Annotated in this window: 14 protein-coding genes; 7 read left to right on the top strand and 7 right to left on the bottom strand. The window is 66.9% G+C overall.

The features are described 5' to 3' along the window. Window positions 1–12: 12 nt before the first annotated feature. A complete protein-coding gene (locus tag FAZ79_RS03365) occupies window positions 13–783 on the top strand; it encodes an SDR family NAD(P)-dependent oxidoreductase (protein ID WP_169303547.1) in 771 nt (256 codons plus the stop codon). Here FAZ79_RS03365 and FAZ79_RS03370 read toward each other — a convergent pair. The 5 genes from FAZ79_RS03370 to FAZ79_RS03390 form a co-directional block, all read right to left on the bottom strand. Next, the gene (locus FAZ79_RS03370) at window positions 750–1958 is read right to left on the bottom strand and encodes an SAM-dependent methyltransferase (protein ID WP_136866576.1); all 1209 of its coding nucleotides are present in this window, start codon (window positions 1956–1958) and stop codon (window positions 750–752) included. The genes FAZ79_RS03365 and FAZ79_RS03370 overlap by 34 nt on opposite strands. Then, window positions 1955–2389, bottom strand: a complete 435-nt coding sequence (folB, locus tag FAZ79_RS03375; protein ID WP_169303548.1) for a dihydroneopterin aldolase — start codon at window positions 2387–2389, stop codon at window positions 1955–1957. Before folB ends, FAZ79_RS03370 begins: the two co-directional genes overlap by 4 nt. Window positions 2390–2489: 100 nt before the next feature. Next, on the bottom strand, window positions 2490–4583 hold the full coding sequence (locus FAZ79_RS03380) for an EAL domain-containing protein (protein ID WP_136866578.1): 2094 nt from the start codon (window positions 4581–4583) through the stop codon (window positions 2490–2492). Beyond that, window positions 4580–6223 (bottom strand): hypothetical protein, encoded by a 1644-nt coding sequence (locus tag FAZ79_RS03385; protein ID WP_136866579.1) that lies wholly within the window; start codon window positions 6221–6223, stop codon window positions 4580–4582. The genes FAZ79_RS03380 and FAZ79_RS03385 overlap by 4 nt, the downstream gene beginning before the upstream one ends. A 158-nt stretch (window positions 6224–6381) precedes the next feature. Further along, the gene (locus tag FAZ79_RS03390) at window positions 6382–7314 is read right to left on the bottom strand and encodes a KamA family radical SAM protein (protein ID WP_136866580.1); all 933 of its coding nucleotides are present in this window, start codon (window positions 7312–7314) and stop codon (window positions 6382–6384) included. Window positions 7315–7346: 32 nt separating this feature from the next. Between FAZ79_RS03390 and efp the strand changes: the two genes are divergently transcribed. Both efp and FAZ79_RS03400 read left to right on the top strand, forming a co-directional pair. Next, window positions 7347–7916 (top strand): elongation factor P, encoded by a 570-nt coding sequence (gene efp, locus FAZ79_RS03395; protein ID WP_136866581.1) that lies wholly within the window; start codon window positions 7347–7349, stop codon window positions 7914–7916. Between the two features lie 8 nt (window positions 7917–7924). Then, window positions 7925–8914 (top strand): amino acid--tRNA ligase-related protein, encoded by a 990-nt coding sequence (locus tag FAZ79_RS03400; RefSeq protein ID WP_247709480.1) that lies wholly within the window; start codon window positions 7925–7927, stop codon window positions 8912–8914. A 308-nt stretch (window positions 8915–9222) separates the two neighbouring features. On the opposite strand, the gene asd is transcribed toward FAZ79_RS03400, so the two are convergent. After that, window positions 9223–10137: an archaetidylserine decarboxylase gene (gene asd, locus FAZ79_RS03405; RefSeq protein WP_136866582.1), complete on the bottom strand. Its 915-nt coding sequence runs from the start codon at window positions 10135–10137 to the stop codon at window positions 9223–9225. A 125-nt stretch (window positions 10138–10262) separates the two neighbouring features. Here asd and prmB point away from each other — a divergent pair, with 125 nt between their 5' ends. The 4 genes from prmB (at window position 10263) to FAZ79_RS03425 (ending at window position 14875) form a co-directional block, all read left to right on the top strand. Continuing rightward, entirely contained in the window at window positions 10263–11228 is a 966-nt protein-coding gene (gene prmB / locus FAZ79_RS03410; RefSeq protein ID WP_169303549.1) for a 50S ribosomal protein L3 N(5)-glutamine methyltransferase, read from the top strand. Window positions 11229–11410: 182 nt separating this feature from the next. Continuing rightward, window positions 11411–12688: an FAD-dependent oxidoreductase gene (locus tag FAZ79_RS03415; RefSeq protein WP_136866584.1), complete on the top strand. Its 1278-nt coding sequence runs from the start codon at window positions 11411–11413 to the stop codon at window positions 12686–12688. Window positions 12689–12865: 177 nt separating this feature from the next. Further along, on the top strand, window positions 12866–14080 hold the full coding sequence (locus FAZ79_RS03420) for a cupin domain-containing protein (RefSeq protein ID WP_169303550.1): 1215 nt from the start codon (window positions 12866–12868) through the stop codon (window positions 14078–14080). Between the two features lie 12 nt (window positions 14081–14092). Then, window positions 14093–14875, top strand: coding sequence for a hypothetical protein (locus tag FAZ79_RS03425; protein ID WP_136866586.1), 783 nt, complete (start codon window positions 14093–14095; stop codon window positions 14873–14875). Between the two features lie 39 nt (window positions 14876–14914). On the opposite strand, the gene pseI is transcribed toward FAZ79_RS03425, so the two are convergent. Beyond that, on the bottom strand, window positions 14915–15976 hold the full coding sequence (gene pseI, locus FAZ79_RS03430) for a pseudaminic acid synthase (protein WP_136866587.1): 1062 nt from the start codon (window positions 15974–15976) through the stop codon (window positions 14915–14917). Window positions 15977–15978: the final 2 nt, after the last annotated feature.

The raw sequence follows: 15978 nt of genomic DNA on the forward strand, positions 1-15978 counted from the left end.
CGAGACATCCCGATGACCGACTCCCCTTCCACCGACACGCCGATCGATACCTCGTTTGCCGGGCAGGTCGTGCTAATCAACGGCGCGACCGGCGCGCTGGGCACCGCCACCGCACAGACGCTGGCCGCCCGCGGCGCGACCGTGATCCTGCTGGGACGCAAGCTCGATCAGCTCGACCGGCTGGCCGACGACATCAACCAACGGGTGCTGCCCGAGGTGCCTGCCGAGGTCCGCGGCGAACCGCCGGTAATCCAGCCGGTGGACTTTTCCGGGGCCGCGCCAGAGGACTACGCCACGCTGGTCGAGGGAATCGAGCGGGCCTTCGGCCGCCTGGACCTGCTGGTGCATGCCATGGGCACGGCCGGCGAACTCGCCCCGCTCGCCCAGGCCGACCTGATGAAGTTCCAGGAAAGCCTACACGTGAACCTCACCGCGCCGTTTGCCCTCACCCGCAGCGCATGGCCACTGCTGGAGCGCGCCAGTCGGCCGCGCGTGCTGTTCTTCACCGATCGCGGCACCGATGCCTACGGCAGCGCGCATGACATCGCCCACGCCGGCATCGAGCGGATGATCCGCCAGTGGGCCGCGGAGACGCCGAGGGTGTGGATCACCGGCTTCGATCCGGGCGCGGTCAACAGCCGCCTGCGCCACGCGCGCTTCCCCGGCGAGCTCACCCAGGACCGCCAGCCGCCCTGCGCGGTGATGCCCGCCCTGCTCGACTGGCTGGAACACGGCGAATCGGGGGCGATTCAACGCCTCGACGAGGCGCCTGCCTCGGCCTGATCCAGACGCAGCCGCATCACCCGGAACCGCTCGCCCATCTCGGTGGGCATGACCAATTCGCGGAATTCCTGTGCGAGACGCGCCTGATCCGCGAGGGAATCGCGGGACTGCAGTTCGCGCTCGACCCGTTGTGGCACGTCGGTGCCCAGCAGCCACTGCGCCTGACTGCGCTCGCCGTCGATCGCGAACCCCGCCTGTCGCGCGGCCTGCTCGACGGCCTGGAAATCCACCCAGGCGGTGATGTCCTGCAGCCCCGGGTAGACGAACGGATCCTCGTGGGCCAGGTGCCGGTAGTGGCACTTGAGCGTGCCCTCGTCGCGATCGGCTCGGTAGATATCGGCGGTGTGGCTGCCGTAGTCGAACAGGTAGATCCAGGTCTCGCCACCGGCGTCGAGTGACGCGTGCATCTCGCCCAGCCAGCCGGCAAGATCCGGGTTGTATTCGGCCAGCACGGTCTCGCGCGGCGTGACGATGGGGCGTTCGATGCGCGCGCCGATCGCCTCGACCGTGGCCCGCAACGCCTCGTCGGCGGGCCGTTCCTCCCAGACGAATCGCTGGCCGTCGAAGCCCACCAACAGGCGCTCGGCCGTTTCCGGTTTGCCCGGCCACCAGCGAAAGCGCTCCATCGGCATGGCATCGAGCACTTCGTTGGCGATCACGATGCCGCCCGACCACCCCAGATCCGACCACGAATCGATCCAGCGCACGCGTTCGGCCACCGCCGGTGGCAATGACGCGCGCAGGTTCTCGGCCTGGCGTTCGGCCAGTGCCGGGGAGATCTCGAGGATGGTGTAGCGCGCGGGCAGCGCCTCGTCCGCGGCCAGCCGGTCGAGGAGATCGATGGCCAGACGCCCCGACCCCGCGCCGATTTCGAGGATCTCGCCGCCCAGCCCGGCGGCCTGCGCCTGGTGCCACTCGTAGGCCAGCCCGTGGGTGAAGAAACGCGAGCGTTCCGGGGCGGTAATGAAATCGCCGCCCACGCCGAAGGCGACCTGGCCGCTGCCGTAGTAGCCCAGCGTCGGGTGATAGAGCACGGTGGCCATGTACTCGGCGAACGGGATGGGGCCCTCATGCATCCGCTCGACCAGCGGCTCAATCAACGCGAGGCTCTTGGCCTGGTCGGCCGGTGACGGTGCCGGCAGCTCGAACCCTTCGTGGCGAGATCCGGCGCTCATGCGCCCTCCCCGGCCGCCGCCTCCGGCGTCATTTCACGGGTAATCTCGACCCCCACGCCGGCCGCCTCGGCCAGGGCGTGCGGCTTGATCGCGCGCATCGTGACACGGCGAATGGGGAATTCGGTCAGCAGCACCTCGCAGCAGCGCTCGGCCAGGGTCTCGACCAGCTGGAAGCGTCCCTCGCGCGCGATCTCGGTGACGCGCCGGGAGACGGCCGCGTAGTCGACCGTCTGGTCGATGTGTTCGCTGAGCACCGCCTGCCGGAACGACTCGACCTCGAGGACGAGATCGATGCGCACCGGCTGCGGGGTCTCCCGCTCGGCGGGCAGGATGCCGATGATGGTCTCGAACTCGAGGCCCTGCACCAGGATACGGTCGGTGGGCAGCGTGGTCGGCAGGGGCGGGGCAAGCGGCTGGTCGGCGTCCGTCACGGCGTCGGCTCTCGGGTGTGGATGGGGCACCCGGGCGCGTGCCGGGCGGCGCCAATGGTAGCCCGGATCCACCCCCTTTTGCAGGGCGGCGCGGCGAGGGTCAGAACTGCGCGAAGTCGAACTCGAGGCTTTCCTGCGGCGCCTGGATGAAGTCGCCCTGCACGAAATCCACGCCCATCGGCCAGAGGATCTGCAGGCTGGCTGCGTTCTCCACGTTGGGCACGATCACCGCCATCTCCGCGTCCTTGGCGTGCCTGACCACCTCGCCGACGCGATCCTGGTTGGCGCTCTCCTGGGCGAAATGCTCCAACAGCGGCCGGGCGATCTTGATGGTCGAGACCGGCAGGTGGTCGAGGATGCGGAAACCGTCGTCGCCGGAACCGAAGCCGTCGAGGATGAGCTCGCCGCCCAGCGGATGCAGCGCCTGCTGCATGTCCGCCAGGTGACGCAAGGCGTGGCCGGCCTTGTCGACCGACACCTGGATGGCGAGCAAGGTGTCCGGCAGACGGGTCATCTGCAGACGCTGGGTCAGCCACTTGGTGAACTCGGGGTCATGCAGGGAGGCGTCGCTGATGCGAATGTAGAGCTTGGGCTTCTCGCCGTTCTTGACGCCGTTGTGGATCTGCTTGACCGCCGAAAGCACCACCCAACGGTCGATCGACTGGATCAGGTCGCCGCGCTCGGCCTGCGAGAGGAACTCGGCCGGCGAGATCAGGCTGCCGTCCTCGTCGAGCATGCGCACGAACACCTCGTAGCGACTGATCTCGCGATCGCCGGTCAACGAAACGATCGGCTGGAACACCAGCGAGAATCGGCTTTCGCGCAGGGCCGTCTTGATCTTGCGCGCCCAGGCCTCGTCCTGCTCGCGCTCCGAGGCGGTCTTGAGATCCGGCTCGTACAGACGGGCCTGGTACTTGCCTTCCTGCGCGGCGCGGTTGGATGCGCGTTCGACCCGGTCGACCAGCTCGGCGGCATTGGGCGGGGAGTTCTCGTCGAGCACGAGATAACCCGCCGAGGTGGAGACGGTCACCGAGGTGGTGCCCTGGGTGTAGACGTAATCGCGGGCGAGCTCGTTGAGCACCTCGGCCAACTCGGCGGTGCCGTGGCGGTCGAGCCGTCCCAGCAGGATCAGGAAGGAGAACGCGCCGTGGCGCGCGACCAGCCCCTGACCACCGACCCGCTCCTCAACCTTCTTGCCGAACTCGGTCAGCAGATTGTCCATGCCGGTGGTGCCGATGTGGCGCTTGATCTCGTCGTGGTTGAGGATCTCGAGCAGCAGCAGCGCGCCGGTCTCCTCCTCGTCGCCGCTGACGATCTCCGCCCGGCGGGCCTCGATCTGCTCGAACAGGTAGTTGCGGTTATACAAGCCGGTGAGCAGATCGCGACGCGCGAAGTACTCGAGCTGCTCGGAAATGTCGGCCACGTCCTCCTTCACCTGCGTCGCGAAGACCTGCAGGCAGGGCTCGCCGTCGAAGGAGGCCGCGGTGCTGTGGATCCGCACCTCGATCTCGTGGCCGCCGTTGGTCCTGAGGGTGAAGGTGTCCTCCGCGTCCTCGGTCTTGAGGAAGGCCTTCAGGCGCTGGGCGGAATCGCCGGCGGCGAGGTCCAGGATGGGCTCCTCGCGCAACTCGTCGATGCTGGCAAAGCCGAGCAGGTCGAGGTAGGCCTGGTTGGCGTAGATGTGCAGCCCGTCCTGCAGGTAGGCCACCGCCTCGGAGGAGCCGTCGATCAGCTTCTGGCAGCGCAGCTCGGACTTCGACAGCTGGGCGGCCTTGCGCTCACGATCCTGGTAGAGCAACGCGAAGGCCACGGCCCGCATCAGGATCGGCTCGACCAGCGACTCGTGGGTAATCACGGAAAACGCGCCGGCCTCGAGGTAGGCCTCGATCTCCTCGACGCCGCCGATGTCGTCGTAGACCACCATCGGCACGCCGGCCAGCGCCGGCTCGCGCGCGGCGAGCTCGTGCAGGGCGGTCAGCATCTCCAGGGCATTCGCACCGTACTCGATGTAGACGACGTCGATCGGGGTGGCGGTGATCTCGTGGCGCGCGGCATCGAAATCGGCGGCATTGTGCACCGAGGCCTGGAGCCCGGCGTTGCGCAACTCGCCACGCAGGGCAATCGAGTCGTTGACCGACCCGATCACGTGCAGGATGGAAAACGGGGTGTTCTCGACGGTTTCGACGGGCGTCACTTATTGCCTCCCTTGTCGGGGCTGGTTTCCATCACGACCAGGTGGGAGCCCACCATCACGATGCGTTCGAGGTTCAGGGGCACGTCCTGGCCCCGCTCGCGGATCACCGTCACGCGACGGCCGCGATCGGCCAGATCCGGCGGCAGGATCAGTTGATCGATCCGATCCCCCTCGAGGCGCGCGAGCACCGGCCAGGTGCCAGCGGCGTGCGGCGACTCGTCGGCCGGGTGGGCGAAATACGCCATCCAGTCGCCCGGCAGTCGCTCGACGCCCATGTCGATGGTGCGATTGCCCTCGTCGAGGTGACGTACCCAGCGGATGATACCCACCCCGACGACGGCGGCCAGCCCCCCGACCTCCTCCATCGGGTCACGTTCGATCAGGATCAGCTCGTCGACCGCCGCGCGACTGTTGTCGGCCAGTCGCCAGTGCAGTCGCAACCCCCGCTCGGAGAGATTGACCACGTCCCAGGTCGCCGGCTCGTTGAGCCGCGGGGTCGCGGGACGGCCGTTGGCGTCGGGCATCGCCTCCCAGTCGACGTCGTCGCGCGCGCCCGAGTCGATCTCGAGCTTGAAGTCGTGAATGCTCGGGCCGTCCTTGACCTGGCCGTGCACCGGGCGTTCCAGGCCCTCCCAGTCGAGACCGGAAAAGGTCAGGTGCTGCGAGGCGCGCAGGCTGTAGAGCATGTCATCGAGCAGCCGGTGGTGCACGCTGTGAAAGCCGATGGTGATCAGCGAGCGCTCGCCGATCTTCCGTTCGAGGTGGTCGTGGCGACGCGCCTCGCGCGAATTCAGGAAAAACTGCAACCGGCGCAGAAAGCCGCGCAGGGCCAGACGGCACTCCGCATCGAGGCCCTCGATGGTCTCCTGCCGATACAGGGCATCGACGCCGACGTACACGGCCCCGTCGGGGTTCGCCTTGCCGCCGCTGATGGCGATATGCGGGGCGAGTCGCCCGGTCATGTCGACGAAGCGCGCCGATCCGCCGGGCCGGTCGGCGGTGATCTCGACCACCCGCCCCACTTCGCGCAGGCAGGGGTAGAGCACCGCCATCTCCTCGACCGTCAGGGCGTACGGATTGACCATCGCGAGCAGCAGCACGGCCACGTAGACGTCGCGCACCTCGCCCCAGGCCTCGGGCTGCGCCGACTCGAGGTCGCGGCAGGCCGCACGGGCGAACTGATGCAGGTCGGCGTACAGCGGCTGCGGCACGCCGACGTAGAGCTGGTAACAATCGAGGATCAGGCGCGCCGCCCACTCGACCCGTTGGCGATGGGCGGTCGCGCGTGCCTGGCGGGCATCGCCGGCCTCGACCAGCCCCAGGCGCAGGTTGGCAAGCGACTGGGCCGCGCGATACAGGGTAAAGAGTGCCGACAACTGCTCGCGCGCCTGGCTCGACATCGGCAGCGGGCTTTGCCTCAGGCTGCGCCGCAGTGCCTTGGCCGTGCGCTCGACCTGTGGCTCGAGCCGCGCGATCAGGCCATCGAGCGCCTCGTCGCTGATCTCCTCGAGATCGGTCCGGCCGAGAAAGCCGGCCAGCAGGCTGGCCGCCTCGGTGGGACCCACGATCGGGACCCGCTCGAGCAGGGTCTCGAGATCATCCACGGCATGGGACTGGGGTGGCTGAGACGAATCGGCCATCGACGAACTCCTTATCGCATCCCGAACGGGATCTTGCTTCCGTGCACCCGGACGTCGGGGGCGTACGATCATACTGTATTCAATGTGACCGCCCCAATCTACGCCTGACGCCCGCTGGCCGGCGCCTGGCGGGGCGGAAACCGTCGGACGAGATCGGGTCAGGCAATCGGCGTCTTGCTCGGCTCGCCGGCCTGCTCGACCACGAACCGCGGCACGAGATAGCCGGGCAGGCGGGCGCGCAAGGCCTCGATCCGTTCTCGCCCCACCGCGGCGTCGACCGCAAAGTGGGCGGCACCGGCGACCGGGTCGAGTTGGTGCAGGTAGTACGGCAGCACCCCCTGGGCGAACAGCGCCTCGGAGAGCTCGGCAAGCACATCGGTGTCGTTGTTCACCCCCTCGAGCAATACCGCCTGGTTGAGCAGCGTGACCCCGGCCTCGCGCAACCGGCCGAACGCCGCGGCGCTCTGCGGCCCCAGCTCCCGCGGGTGATTGACGTGCGCGACCAGCACCACCTGGCCGGGAAAGCTCGCCAGCCGTTGGCACAACGACTCGTCGATCCGCTCGGGCGACACCGTGGGGATGCGGCTGTGGATACGCAGCCGGCGCAGCTGGGGCAAGGCGGCGAGCCGCTCGATGACGGCCGCCAGGCGCCGGGGGCCCAAGACCAGCGGATCACCGCCGGAGAGGATCACCTCGGTCATCTCCGGATCGGCGGCGAGGTAATCCAGCGCCCGCTCGAGCGCGTCCTCGTCGAGCCGCTGGTCGCCGTAGGGAAAGTGGCGGCGAAAGCAGTAACGACAGTGCACGGCACAGGCGCCGGTCAGCACCAGCAAGGCCCGACCGCGGTACTTGTGCAGCACGCCGGGCACGGCGTTGGCGGCGAGATCGCCGACCGGATCGGCATCGAAACCGGGCACCTCGAGCGATTCGCGCGGATCGAGCCGGAACTGGCGCGCCACGGGATCGTCCGGGTCGGCGGCATCGATCTGTGCCTCGACCGTCGACGTGGTCAGCTCGACGAAGTCGGCATCGCGACGGGGACGCGCGGCATGCTGGGACGATGAGGGGTTATCAGGTATGATCGCGGCCATTTCCACCGACTTCGATTAACTTGCAGGTTCCCATGGCTAGTTACAGCACCAACGAATTCCGCGCCGGTCTCAAGGTCATGCTCGACGGCGATCCGGCCACCATCGTCGAGAACGAGTTCGTCAAGCCCGGCAAGGGCCAGGCGTTCAACCGGACCAAGCTCAAGAACCTCAAGACCGGCAAGACCATCGAGCGCACCTTCAAGTCGGGCGACTCGCTCGAGGCGGCCGACATCCACGAGCAGGAAATGCAGTATCTCTTCTCCGACGGCGAGGAGTGGCACTTTATGGATCCCGAGTCCTTCGAGCAAATCATGGCGACCAAGGACGCCGTGGGCGACTCGGCCCAGTGGCTCAAGGAACAGGACATGTGCCAGGTCACCCTGTTCAACGGCGCGCCGATCCAGGTTCTGCCGCCCAACCACGTCGAGCTCAAGGTGGTCGAGACCGACCCGGGCCTGCGCGGTGATACCGCCACCGGCGGCACCAAGCCGGCCACCCTCGAGACTGGCGCCGTGGTCAAGGTGCCGCTGTTCATCGAGGAAGGCGAGGTGCTGCGCTGCGACACCCGCACCGGCGAATACCTCTCGCGCGTCAAGAACTGATCCACGACGTGACCGACCCGGAGCAGGTGGACTGGCGTCCCGGCGCCAGTGCCGACACGCTCCGCCAGCGCGCCCGGCTCAAGCGCCTGCTGCGCGAGACGCTGGATGCGCGTGACTGGCTGGAGATCGACGCCCCCGTCCTGATCGACAGCCCCGATTTCGAACCCAACATCGCCCTCTTCCGGGCGACCCTTCCCGACGGCACTCCAGCCGGCTCCCTGCACAGCTCGCCCGAGCTGACGATGAAGCGCCTGCTCGCCGCCTGCCCCGACCTGCCCGGGGCCTACTACCTCGGCCCGGTCTTCCGCGCCAATGAGGCCGGTCGGCGGCACAATCCCGAGTTCACCATGCTCGAGTGGTACGACAACGGCGCCACGCTCGAGTCGGCCATCGCGACCACACTCGCGCTGATCCAGTCGGCCCGAGAGGCGCTCGGCCTGTCGCCCGCGCCGGTCGAGCGCCAGGATTACGGCGCGCTGTTTCGCCGTCACGGCGCCCTCGATCCCTACCACGCCGATACCGACACCCTGGCTCAAGCAGCCGCGCATCACGGTATCGATGTCGCCGACCCCGCCGACATGGCCCGCGACGACTGGCTGGACCTGCTGATGAGCCTGGTGATCGAACCGCGGCTCGACCCGGCGGCACTGACCGTGGTGACGGGCTACCCGGCCAGCCAGGCCGCGATGGCCCGCCTCGAGACCGGCTCGTTCGAGGGGCAGGCGATCACCACCGCGGCTCGTTTCGAGGTCTACGGCGGCGGGCTGGAACTGGCCAACGGCTACCACGAACTCGTCGATCCCGACGAGCAGGCCCGCCGATTGGATTCGGCCGGCTCACGGCAGCCGTCACCCAGCCAACAACGCTTCCTCGCCGCGCTGGTCCACGGCCTGCCCGAGTGCAGCGGCGTGGCCATGGGCGTGGATCGCCTGCTGATGTGGCTGACGGGCGCGGAGGATATCGACGCCGTGCTGCCGTTTTCGGCAAGACGGGTTTAGGGGAACCAAAGAGGCACGTCGATCACAGCAGGGCCAGGCGGCTCCGATGACTGGATTCCCGCGTTCGCGGGAATGACGCCGGGTGGGGGGCTTTCGACGTTTGACGGCTACCTTTGCCCCCGCTGCCATCCATTCACGGCAGCGTGCGTCACCACCGCGACCGAACGTCACCAACGGTTAACCAACAAGCCCGAAAAAAACCGTCATTCCCGCGAACGCGGGAATCCAGGGAACCACGGCACGACACGTGGAGCAGCCGCCTAACCAAGTAGCCCTGACGCTCTTCGGCCAGAAATGACAGGCGCACCCTAGCCTTCGGCCTTCACCTCGCCCTCACCGGCAATCTCGCTCGCTTGCAACCGCTGCCCCAGCTTGATCGGCATCTCCGCCTGCCAGGCGGCATCGAATTCCACGCCCTTGGCGGTCAGCAGGATCACCGTCGAGCCCATGTTGAAGCGTCCCATCTCGGCCCCGCGCTCGAGGCGGATCGTCAGCCCGGTCTCCCCGCCATACGTCCAGCGGCCGATCTGGCGCTGCGGTGTCGGCGTGACCAGCCCGGCCCAGACGGTCTCGATGGCCGAGACGTTGATCGCCCCGACCAGCACCATTGCCATGGGCCCGTCGTCGGTGTCGAACAGGCAGACCAGGCGTTCGTTGCGGGCAAACAGGCGCGGCACCTCGGCCACCGTACCGGTCGAAACCGAGAACAATCGGCCCGGCACGTGGATCATTTCGCGCAACGTGCCGGTCACCGGCATATGGATGCGGTGGTAGTCCGAGGGCGAGAGGTAGAGTGTGGCGAACGAGCCGTCCTTGAACGGTTCGGCCAGCGCCTCGTCGCCGCCCAGCAATTCGGTGGCGGTGTAGGCCCGGCCCTTGGCCTGGAAGATATTGCCCGACTGGATGTGACCGATCTGGCTGATCCGCCCGTCGACCGGGCTGATCCACGCCTGCGCTTCGCCCTCGATGGGCCGGGCGCCCTCCGCCAGCGCCCGGGTGAAGAAGGCATTGAAGGTCGGGTAATCGGCCGGGTCGGTCTTGGCCGCCTCGCCGAGGTTCACCCCGAAGGCCTTGACGAAGCGCCGGATCAGCCAGGTCGTCCAGGGCGCGCGCCAACGCGTCACCCGGAACACCAGCCCGGAGATCAGGTGGTGCGGCAGGACGTACTGGACACGCGCCCACAGGCGCGATTGCCATTTCACGGTATTGCTTGGGCTTGTCATGTTGCCTCGTGTTGGCCTGGATACGGGCCGGGCTCTCCCGGCCTCGGTCGCGGTGAAGGTACTATTGTGCCAGAGCAGCGATTGCACCATACGCCCTTCAACACGCCTTTCCGATGAGCCACCGCATGAGCCACGCCCACGCCCCCTCCGATGCGCCCGAAGCACTCGGCAACCACGACCACCTCGAGACCATCCTCGATTTCGTCCGCTGGGCCGCCAGCCGCATGGACGAACACGGCGTGTTCCTCGGCCACGGCACCCACAGCTACCTGGACGAATCCGCCTGGCTGGTACTGGAGGGGCTGCGGTTACCGCCGGATCTGGGGCATGACTGGTGGCAGGCGCGCCTGACCAGCGAGGAGCGCAGCGCCGTGGTCGAACTGATCCGCCGGCGCTGCCTCGACCACACACCCACCGCCTATCTGCTCAACCGGGCGTGGTTTCTGGGCCGGCCCTACTACGTCGACGAGCGCGTGCTGATCCCGCGTTCGCCCTTCGGCGACCTGATCCGCGACGACTTCAAGGGACTGCTGACCCGCAACCCCGCACCGCAACGGTTGCTCGATATCGGCACCGGCTCGGGTTGCATCGCCATTGCGCTGGCCGAGCATTTTCCGCAAGCCGATGTGGTGGGCAGCGACATCGACTTCGGCGCCCTGGCGGTCGCCTCGCACAACGTCGCCGACTACCAGCTCGCCGACCGGGTCGAGCTGATCCAGTCCGACGGCTTCGACCAGCTGCTGGATGCCGACGACAAGCCGCTGGTGTTCGACCTGATCGTCAGCAACCCGCCCTACGTCGACTCCGACGAGGCCGAGGACCTGCCCGACGAATACCATCACGAACCGGCCGGCGCCCTGTTCGCCCCCGACCAGGGCCTGGCACTGGTCGAACGCCTGCTCGACCAGGCCGCCGACCACCTTTCCCCCGGCGGCTGGATCTTCATCGAGATGGGCAACGGCCGGCACTGGTTCGACCAGCGCTGGCCCGGACACCACGGACTTTGGGTGGACCTCTCACCGGCGCCGTCGTCGATCGTCGCCTTCAAGCGCGAACAGCTCGGCCAGTGGCGCGGCGAGGAAACCACCTAATTATTGAATACTAATATTCGGTCGGGGCAGAAAACCAGCGCAGATACATGACGTTGCAATCATCCGACCAGCCCAAATTGCAATCCTTGTAGACCAACCCTTGTTTTTCCCGGGCCACGGGGGAACAATCGGGACAACGGTATCGATCGCAAAAAGATCGTCACGAACAGGGAGAGCACGTCATGGCACATATCGTCATTCTGGGCGCCGGCATCGGTGGCCTGCCCGCCGCCTACGAGGCCCGCGAGGCACTGGGCGACGAACATCGCATCACGGTCATCAACGCCGAACCCTACTTCCAGTTCGTGCCGTCAAACCCCTGGGTGGCGGTCGGCTGGCGCAACCGCGACGACATCACCTTCCCGATCGCGCCCTATCTCGAACGCAAGCACATCGGCTTCATCGCCCAGTCGGTCGAGCGCATCGATGCCGAGGAAAACCGCCTGGAGCTGGCCGACGGCGAGACGGTGGATTACGACTACCTCATCATCACCACCGGCGCCAAGCTGATGTTCGACGAGGTCGAGGGCGCCGGCCCGCATGGCGGGCACACCGAATCGGTCTGCACCATCGATCACGCCGAGCAGGCCTACGATGACTTCAAGCGACTGGTGGAAAACCCCGGCCCGGTGATCGTCGGTGCCATGCCGGGTGCGAGCTGCTTCGGGCCGGCCTACGAGTACGCCTTCATCCTCGATTCGGCGCTGCGCAAGAAAAAGCTGCGCCACAAGGTGCCGATCACCTTCGTCACCGCCGAACCCTACATCGGGCATCTGGGGCTCGGTGGCGTGGGCGACTCGAAGGGCATGCTCGAATCGGAGATGCGCTCCCACGACATCAAGTGGATCACCAACGCTCGCACCACGCGGGTCGAAGACGGCACCATGCACGTCGAGGAGCTCAACGAGGACGGCGAGGTCAGGCAGACCCATGCCCTGCCGTTCCACCACTCGATGATGCTGCCCGCCTTCAAGGGCGTCGACTGCGTAGCGAACGTCGAGGGGCTGTGTAACCCGCGTGGCTTCGTGCAGGTCGACGACTACCAGCGCAACCCGAACCACAAGAACATTTTCGCCGCCGGGGTCGCCATCGCCATCCCGCCGGTGGAGAAGACCACCGTGCCCACCGGCGCGCCCAAGACCGGCTACATGATCGAGTCGATGGTGACGGCCATCGTTCACAACATAAAGGCGGAACTGACCGGCGAGGGCGAGCCCAACTCCAAGGGCTCCTGGCAGGCCATCTGCCTGGCCGACTTCGGTGACCGAGGCGCGGCCTTCATCGCCCTGCCCCAGATCCCGCCGCGCAACGTCAACTGGTTCGCCGCCGGCCGCTGGGTGCACCTGGCGAAGATCGCCTTCGAGAAATACTTTATCCGCAAGATGAAGAAGGGCACCTCCGAGCCGCTGTACGAGAAGTACATCATGCGGGCGATCGGGTTGAACCGGCTGGAGAAGTAACGATCGGTCTGATCGAGGAGCCGATGCGACTTCACCAACGGCGCGCCTCGAGCGCGCCTTTTTCTTGCCACACAACGGCTCAGCCCCAAAAGCCGCGCCCGCCATGGGCGCATGCTCTCAACGGCCAGCGTTATCCGTTAGACTTGCGCACACCCACCCACTCGCAGGGAAATGGCCATGTCCGCATCGACGCACGACTCCAGCAATCACGTCCTCGGCGACCTCAGCATCGAGACGTTCCTGCGGGATTACTGGCAGAAAAAGCCGGTGCTGATCCGCGGCGCCTTCCCCGACTTCGAGACCCCGATCTCTCCGGAGGAACTGGCCGGACTGGCCTGCGAGGCGGACGCCCCCTCGCGCCTGATCCTGGAACACGGCGACGAGCGCGACTGGCGAATGAAAATGGGCCCGTTCACCGAGGACGACTTCCGCGCCCTCCCCGACGACGGCTATTCCCTGCTGGTCACCGACTGCGAAAAGCTGGTCCCCGAGCTGATGGAGGTCGTCGAGCGGTTCCGCTTCGTCCCCGACTGGCGCATCGACGACCTGATGATCTCCTATGCCCCGCCGGGCGGCTCGGTGGGCGCGCATATCGACGACTACGACGTGTTCCTGCTTCAGGCCCACGGCCGTCGCCGCTGGCAAATCGAGAACCCGCCGGTCCACACCGCCTACCGCGAAGGACTGGACGTACGAATCCTGACCGACTTCACCCCGACGGACGAATGGGTGCTCGAACCAGGCGACATGCTCTACCTGCCACCCGGCATCCCCCATCACGGCGTCGCGCTCGACGACTGCATGACCTGGTCGATCGGATTCCGTGCCCCCACCCAGGCCGACCTCGTCGGCGGCGTCTGCGACCGACTGGCGACGCTTGCCCCCGAGGTTCGCTACCGTGACCCCGATCTGTCGCCGAGCGACAACCCCGGCGAACTCGATCCGGCCACGCGCCAGCGACTGCGCGAGTGGGTGCTCGAGGCGATGACGGCCGATGCCAACCAGCTTGACCGCCTGATCGCGGAGACGCTGACCGAGCGCCCCGTCGATCACGCCGACCTCTATCCGCGCTATCACGAGGAGGAGATCGTCGGCATCCTCGACCACCTGCACGAGATCAGCGAGCTGCAGCGCACCCCGGCCTCGCGCTGGCTGCTGCTCGAACCCGTGGCCGATTCCGGGGGCGACGACCCGGGCCACCTGTGCATCGACGGGCAGAGTCACGAACTCGACGCCGAGTCCCTGCCACTCGCCCGCCTGCTGACTCAACACGTCCACGTCTCCGGCGAGGCACTCGCCGAGCGCGCCAGCAACGCCAGCGCACGCATCCTGCTGGAAAAGATCCTGACCGCGGGGCAGCTACTGATCCCCGACGAAGACGAACAAGACTAAAAGGAGACTTCCATGACCCAGTCGTTTGCCACCGAATGGGGTCTGATCGGCGCCGGCGAGATCGGCGGCGTGCTCGCCCACGGTCTGCTGAAAACCGGTCACCCGGTCTTCCCGATCGGTCGCGACTTCAACATCCAGGCCGCACTCTCCGCCCGCCCGTTCCTCGATGGCCTGCTGGTCGCCGTCGGCGAAAAAGACCTCGATTCGGTGCTCGAACAGATACCCCACGCGTGGTACGACCGCCTGGTGCTGATCCAGAACGAACTCTTGCCCGACGACTGGCGCAAGCACGGCATCGAGACGCCCACCGTCGCCTCGATCTGGTTCGAGAAAAAGCCCGGCAAACCAGTCAAGCCGCTGATCTCCTCGCCGGTCCACGGCTCCAGGGCCGACGCGCTGGTCGCCGCGATGCAATCGCTCGACATCCCCGCCCATCGCGTTGATGACAGCAGCGACATGCTTGAGGAACTGGTGATCAAGAACGTCTACATCCTGACCACCAACATCGCCGGACTCGAGACCGGCGGCGACGTCGAGGACCTGTGGACCAACCACCAGCAACTGGCCCGCGACATCGCGGCGGACGTCATCGCCCTGCAGGAAGCGAAGGTAGGCAAGACCTTCGACCACGAGCGCCTGATCAAGGGCATGGTGAAAGGCTTCGACGGCGACCCACGGCACCAGTGCATGGGCCGGTCCGCGCCGCAGCGGATGGAGAGGGCGCTGTCGCAGGCCAGGAAGCTGAATGTGGCCATGCCTCACATTGCCGACGTAGCAGCGAAACAGGCCGGCTGAGTCGCTACGATCCCCGGCCGGGGATCCGATGGACCGGAATTACTCCCGCTCGCCGTCGTCCAGTACCGCCCAGTCCACCGGGGTGGCCCGCTGCACGTCCTGGTCCACCCGGCAGCCAATCACCTTGTGGAGGTGCTTGGGCGCGAGGCCGAAGCCCGGCCGCACGCTTGCCACGGCATTGGCTGACACCGTATCCCCGGCACGCAGGTCCTGTGTGAAGTAGAGCGAGCGGCGGAACTGCGCGTTGCCCTGCTCGCTGGACTTCCTGCCATAGTCGATTTCTCCCAATGCTTCCCACGCGATCCGCGCATCCCGACACAGGGCGTTGAGCTCGGCAGGCTCCAGGGAGAAGCTGTCATCCGGACCACCGCCGTTCCTGTCCAGGGTGAAATGCTTTTCGATGATCGAGGCACCAAGTGCGACGCTGGTAATGGCGGTGGTATTGGCGATGGTGTGATCGGACAGGCCAGTGACCAGACCGAAACGCTCGATCATGTCGGGGATGGTGCGCAGATTGTAGTCTCCCGGCGGAGCGGGATAGCCGCTCACGCAGTGCAGGATGGCTAGCTGCTCGCAGCCCGCGCAACGGGCAGCATCGATCGCCTCCCGGATTTCCTCTGCATCGGCCATGCCCGTGGAAATGATCATCGGCTTGCCGGTGCGCGCGACATAGTCGATCAGCGGCAGATCGACGGCTTCGAACGAGGCGATCTTGTAGGCCGGCGCACCGAGATCCTCCAGCAGGTCGACCGCTGTGGCGTCGAACGGCGAACTGAAAATGGTAATCCCGAGCTTGCGGGCGTGCTCGAACAGCGGCTGGTGCCACTCCCAGGGCATGTGGGCCTCTTCGTACAGCTCGTAGAGGGTGCGTCCGTCCCACAGACCTCCCTCGATGCGAAAGTCGGCACTGTCACTGTCGAGCGTGATGGTATCCGGGCGGTAGGTCTGCAACTTGATCGCATCGGCCCCGGCCGCCTTGGCCTCGTCGATGATCCGGAGAGCGGTGTCGAGGCGACCGTTGTGGTTAGCCGAGAGCTCGGCGATGACATAGGGCGGTTCGTCCACCGCAATGCGGCGACCGGCGATTTCAATACTTGGCATTC

This window comes from Guyparkeria sp. SB14A, from assembly GCF_005096345.1.
GTDB classification, from domain to species: domain Bacteria; phylum Pseudomonadota; class Gammaproteobacteria; order Halothiobacillales; family Halothiobacillaceae; genus Guyparkeria; species Guyparkeria hydrothermalis.

Coding starts and splice junctions, on each gene's coding strand:
- FAZ79_RS03370 (WP_136866576.1), bottom strand. CDS start 1,958: ATGAGCGCCGGATCTCGCCACGAAGGGTTCGAGCTGCCGGCACCGTCA.
- FAZ79_RS03420 (WP_169303550.1), top strand. CDS start 12,866: ATGTCCGCATCGACGCACGACTCCAGCAATCACGTCCTCGGCGACCTC.
- FAZ79_RS03390 (WP_136866580.1), bottom strand. CDS start 7,314: ATGGCCGCGATCATACCTGATAACCCCTCATCGTCCCAGCATGCCGCG.
- FAZ79_RS03415 (WP_136866584.1), top strand. CDS start 11,411: ATGGCACATATCGTCATTCTGGGCGCCGGCATCGGTGGCCTGCCCGCC.
- pseI (WP_136866587.1), bottom strand. CDS start 15,976: ATGCCAAGTATTGAAATCGCCGGTCGCCGCATTGCGGTGGACGAACCG.
- FAZ79_RS03365 (WP_169303547.1), top strand. CDS start 13: ATGACCGACTCCCCTTCCACCGACACGCCGATCGATACCTCGTTTGCC.
- efp (WP_136866581.1), top strand. CDS start 7,347: ATGGCTAGTTACAGCACCAACGAATTCCGCGCCGGTCTCAAGGTCATG.
- FAZ79_RS03425 (WP_136866586.1), top strand. CDS start 14,093: ATGACCCAGTCGTTTGCCACCGAATGGGGTCTGATCGGCGCCGGCGAG.
- prmB (WP_169303549.1), top strand. CDS start 10,263: ATGAGCCACGCCCACGCCCCCTCCGATGCGCCCGAAGCACTCGGCAAC.
- asd (WP_136866582.1), bottom strand. CDS start 10,137: ATGACAAGCCCAAGCAATACCGTGAAATGGCAATCGCGCCTGTGGGCG.
- FAZ79_RS03385 (WP_136866579.1), bottom strand. CDS start 6,223: ATGGCCGATTCGTCTCAGCCACCCCAGTCCCATGCCGTGGATGATCTC.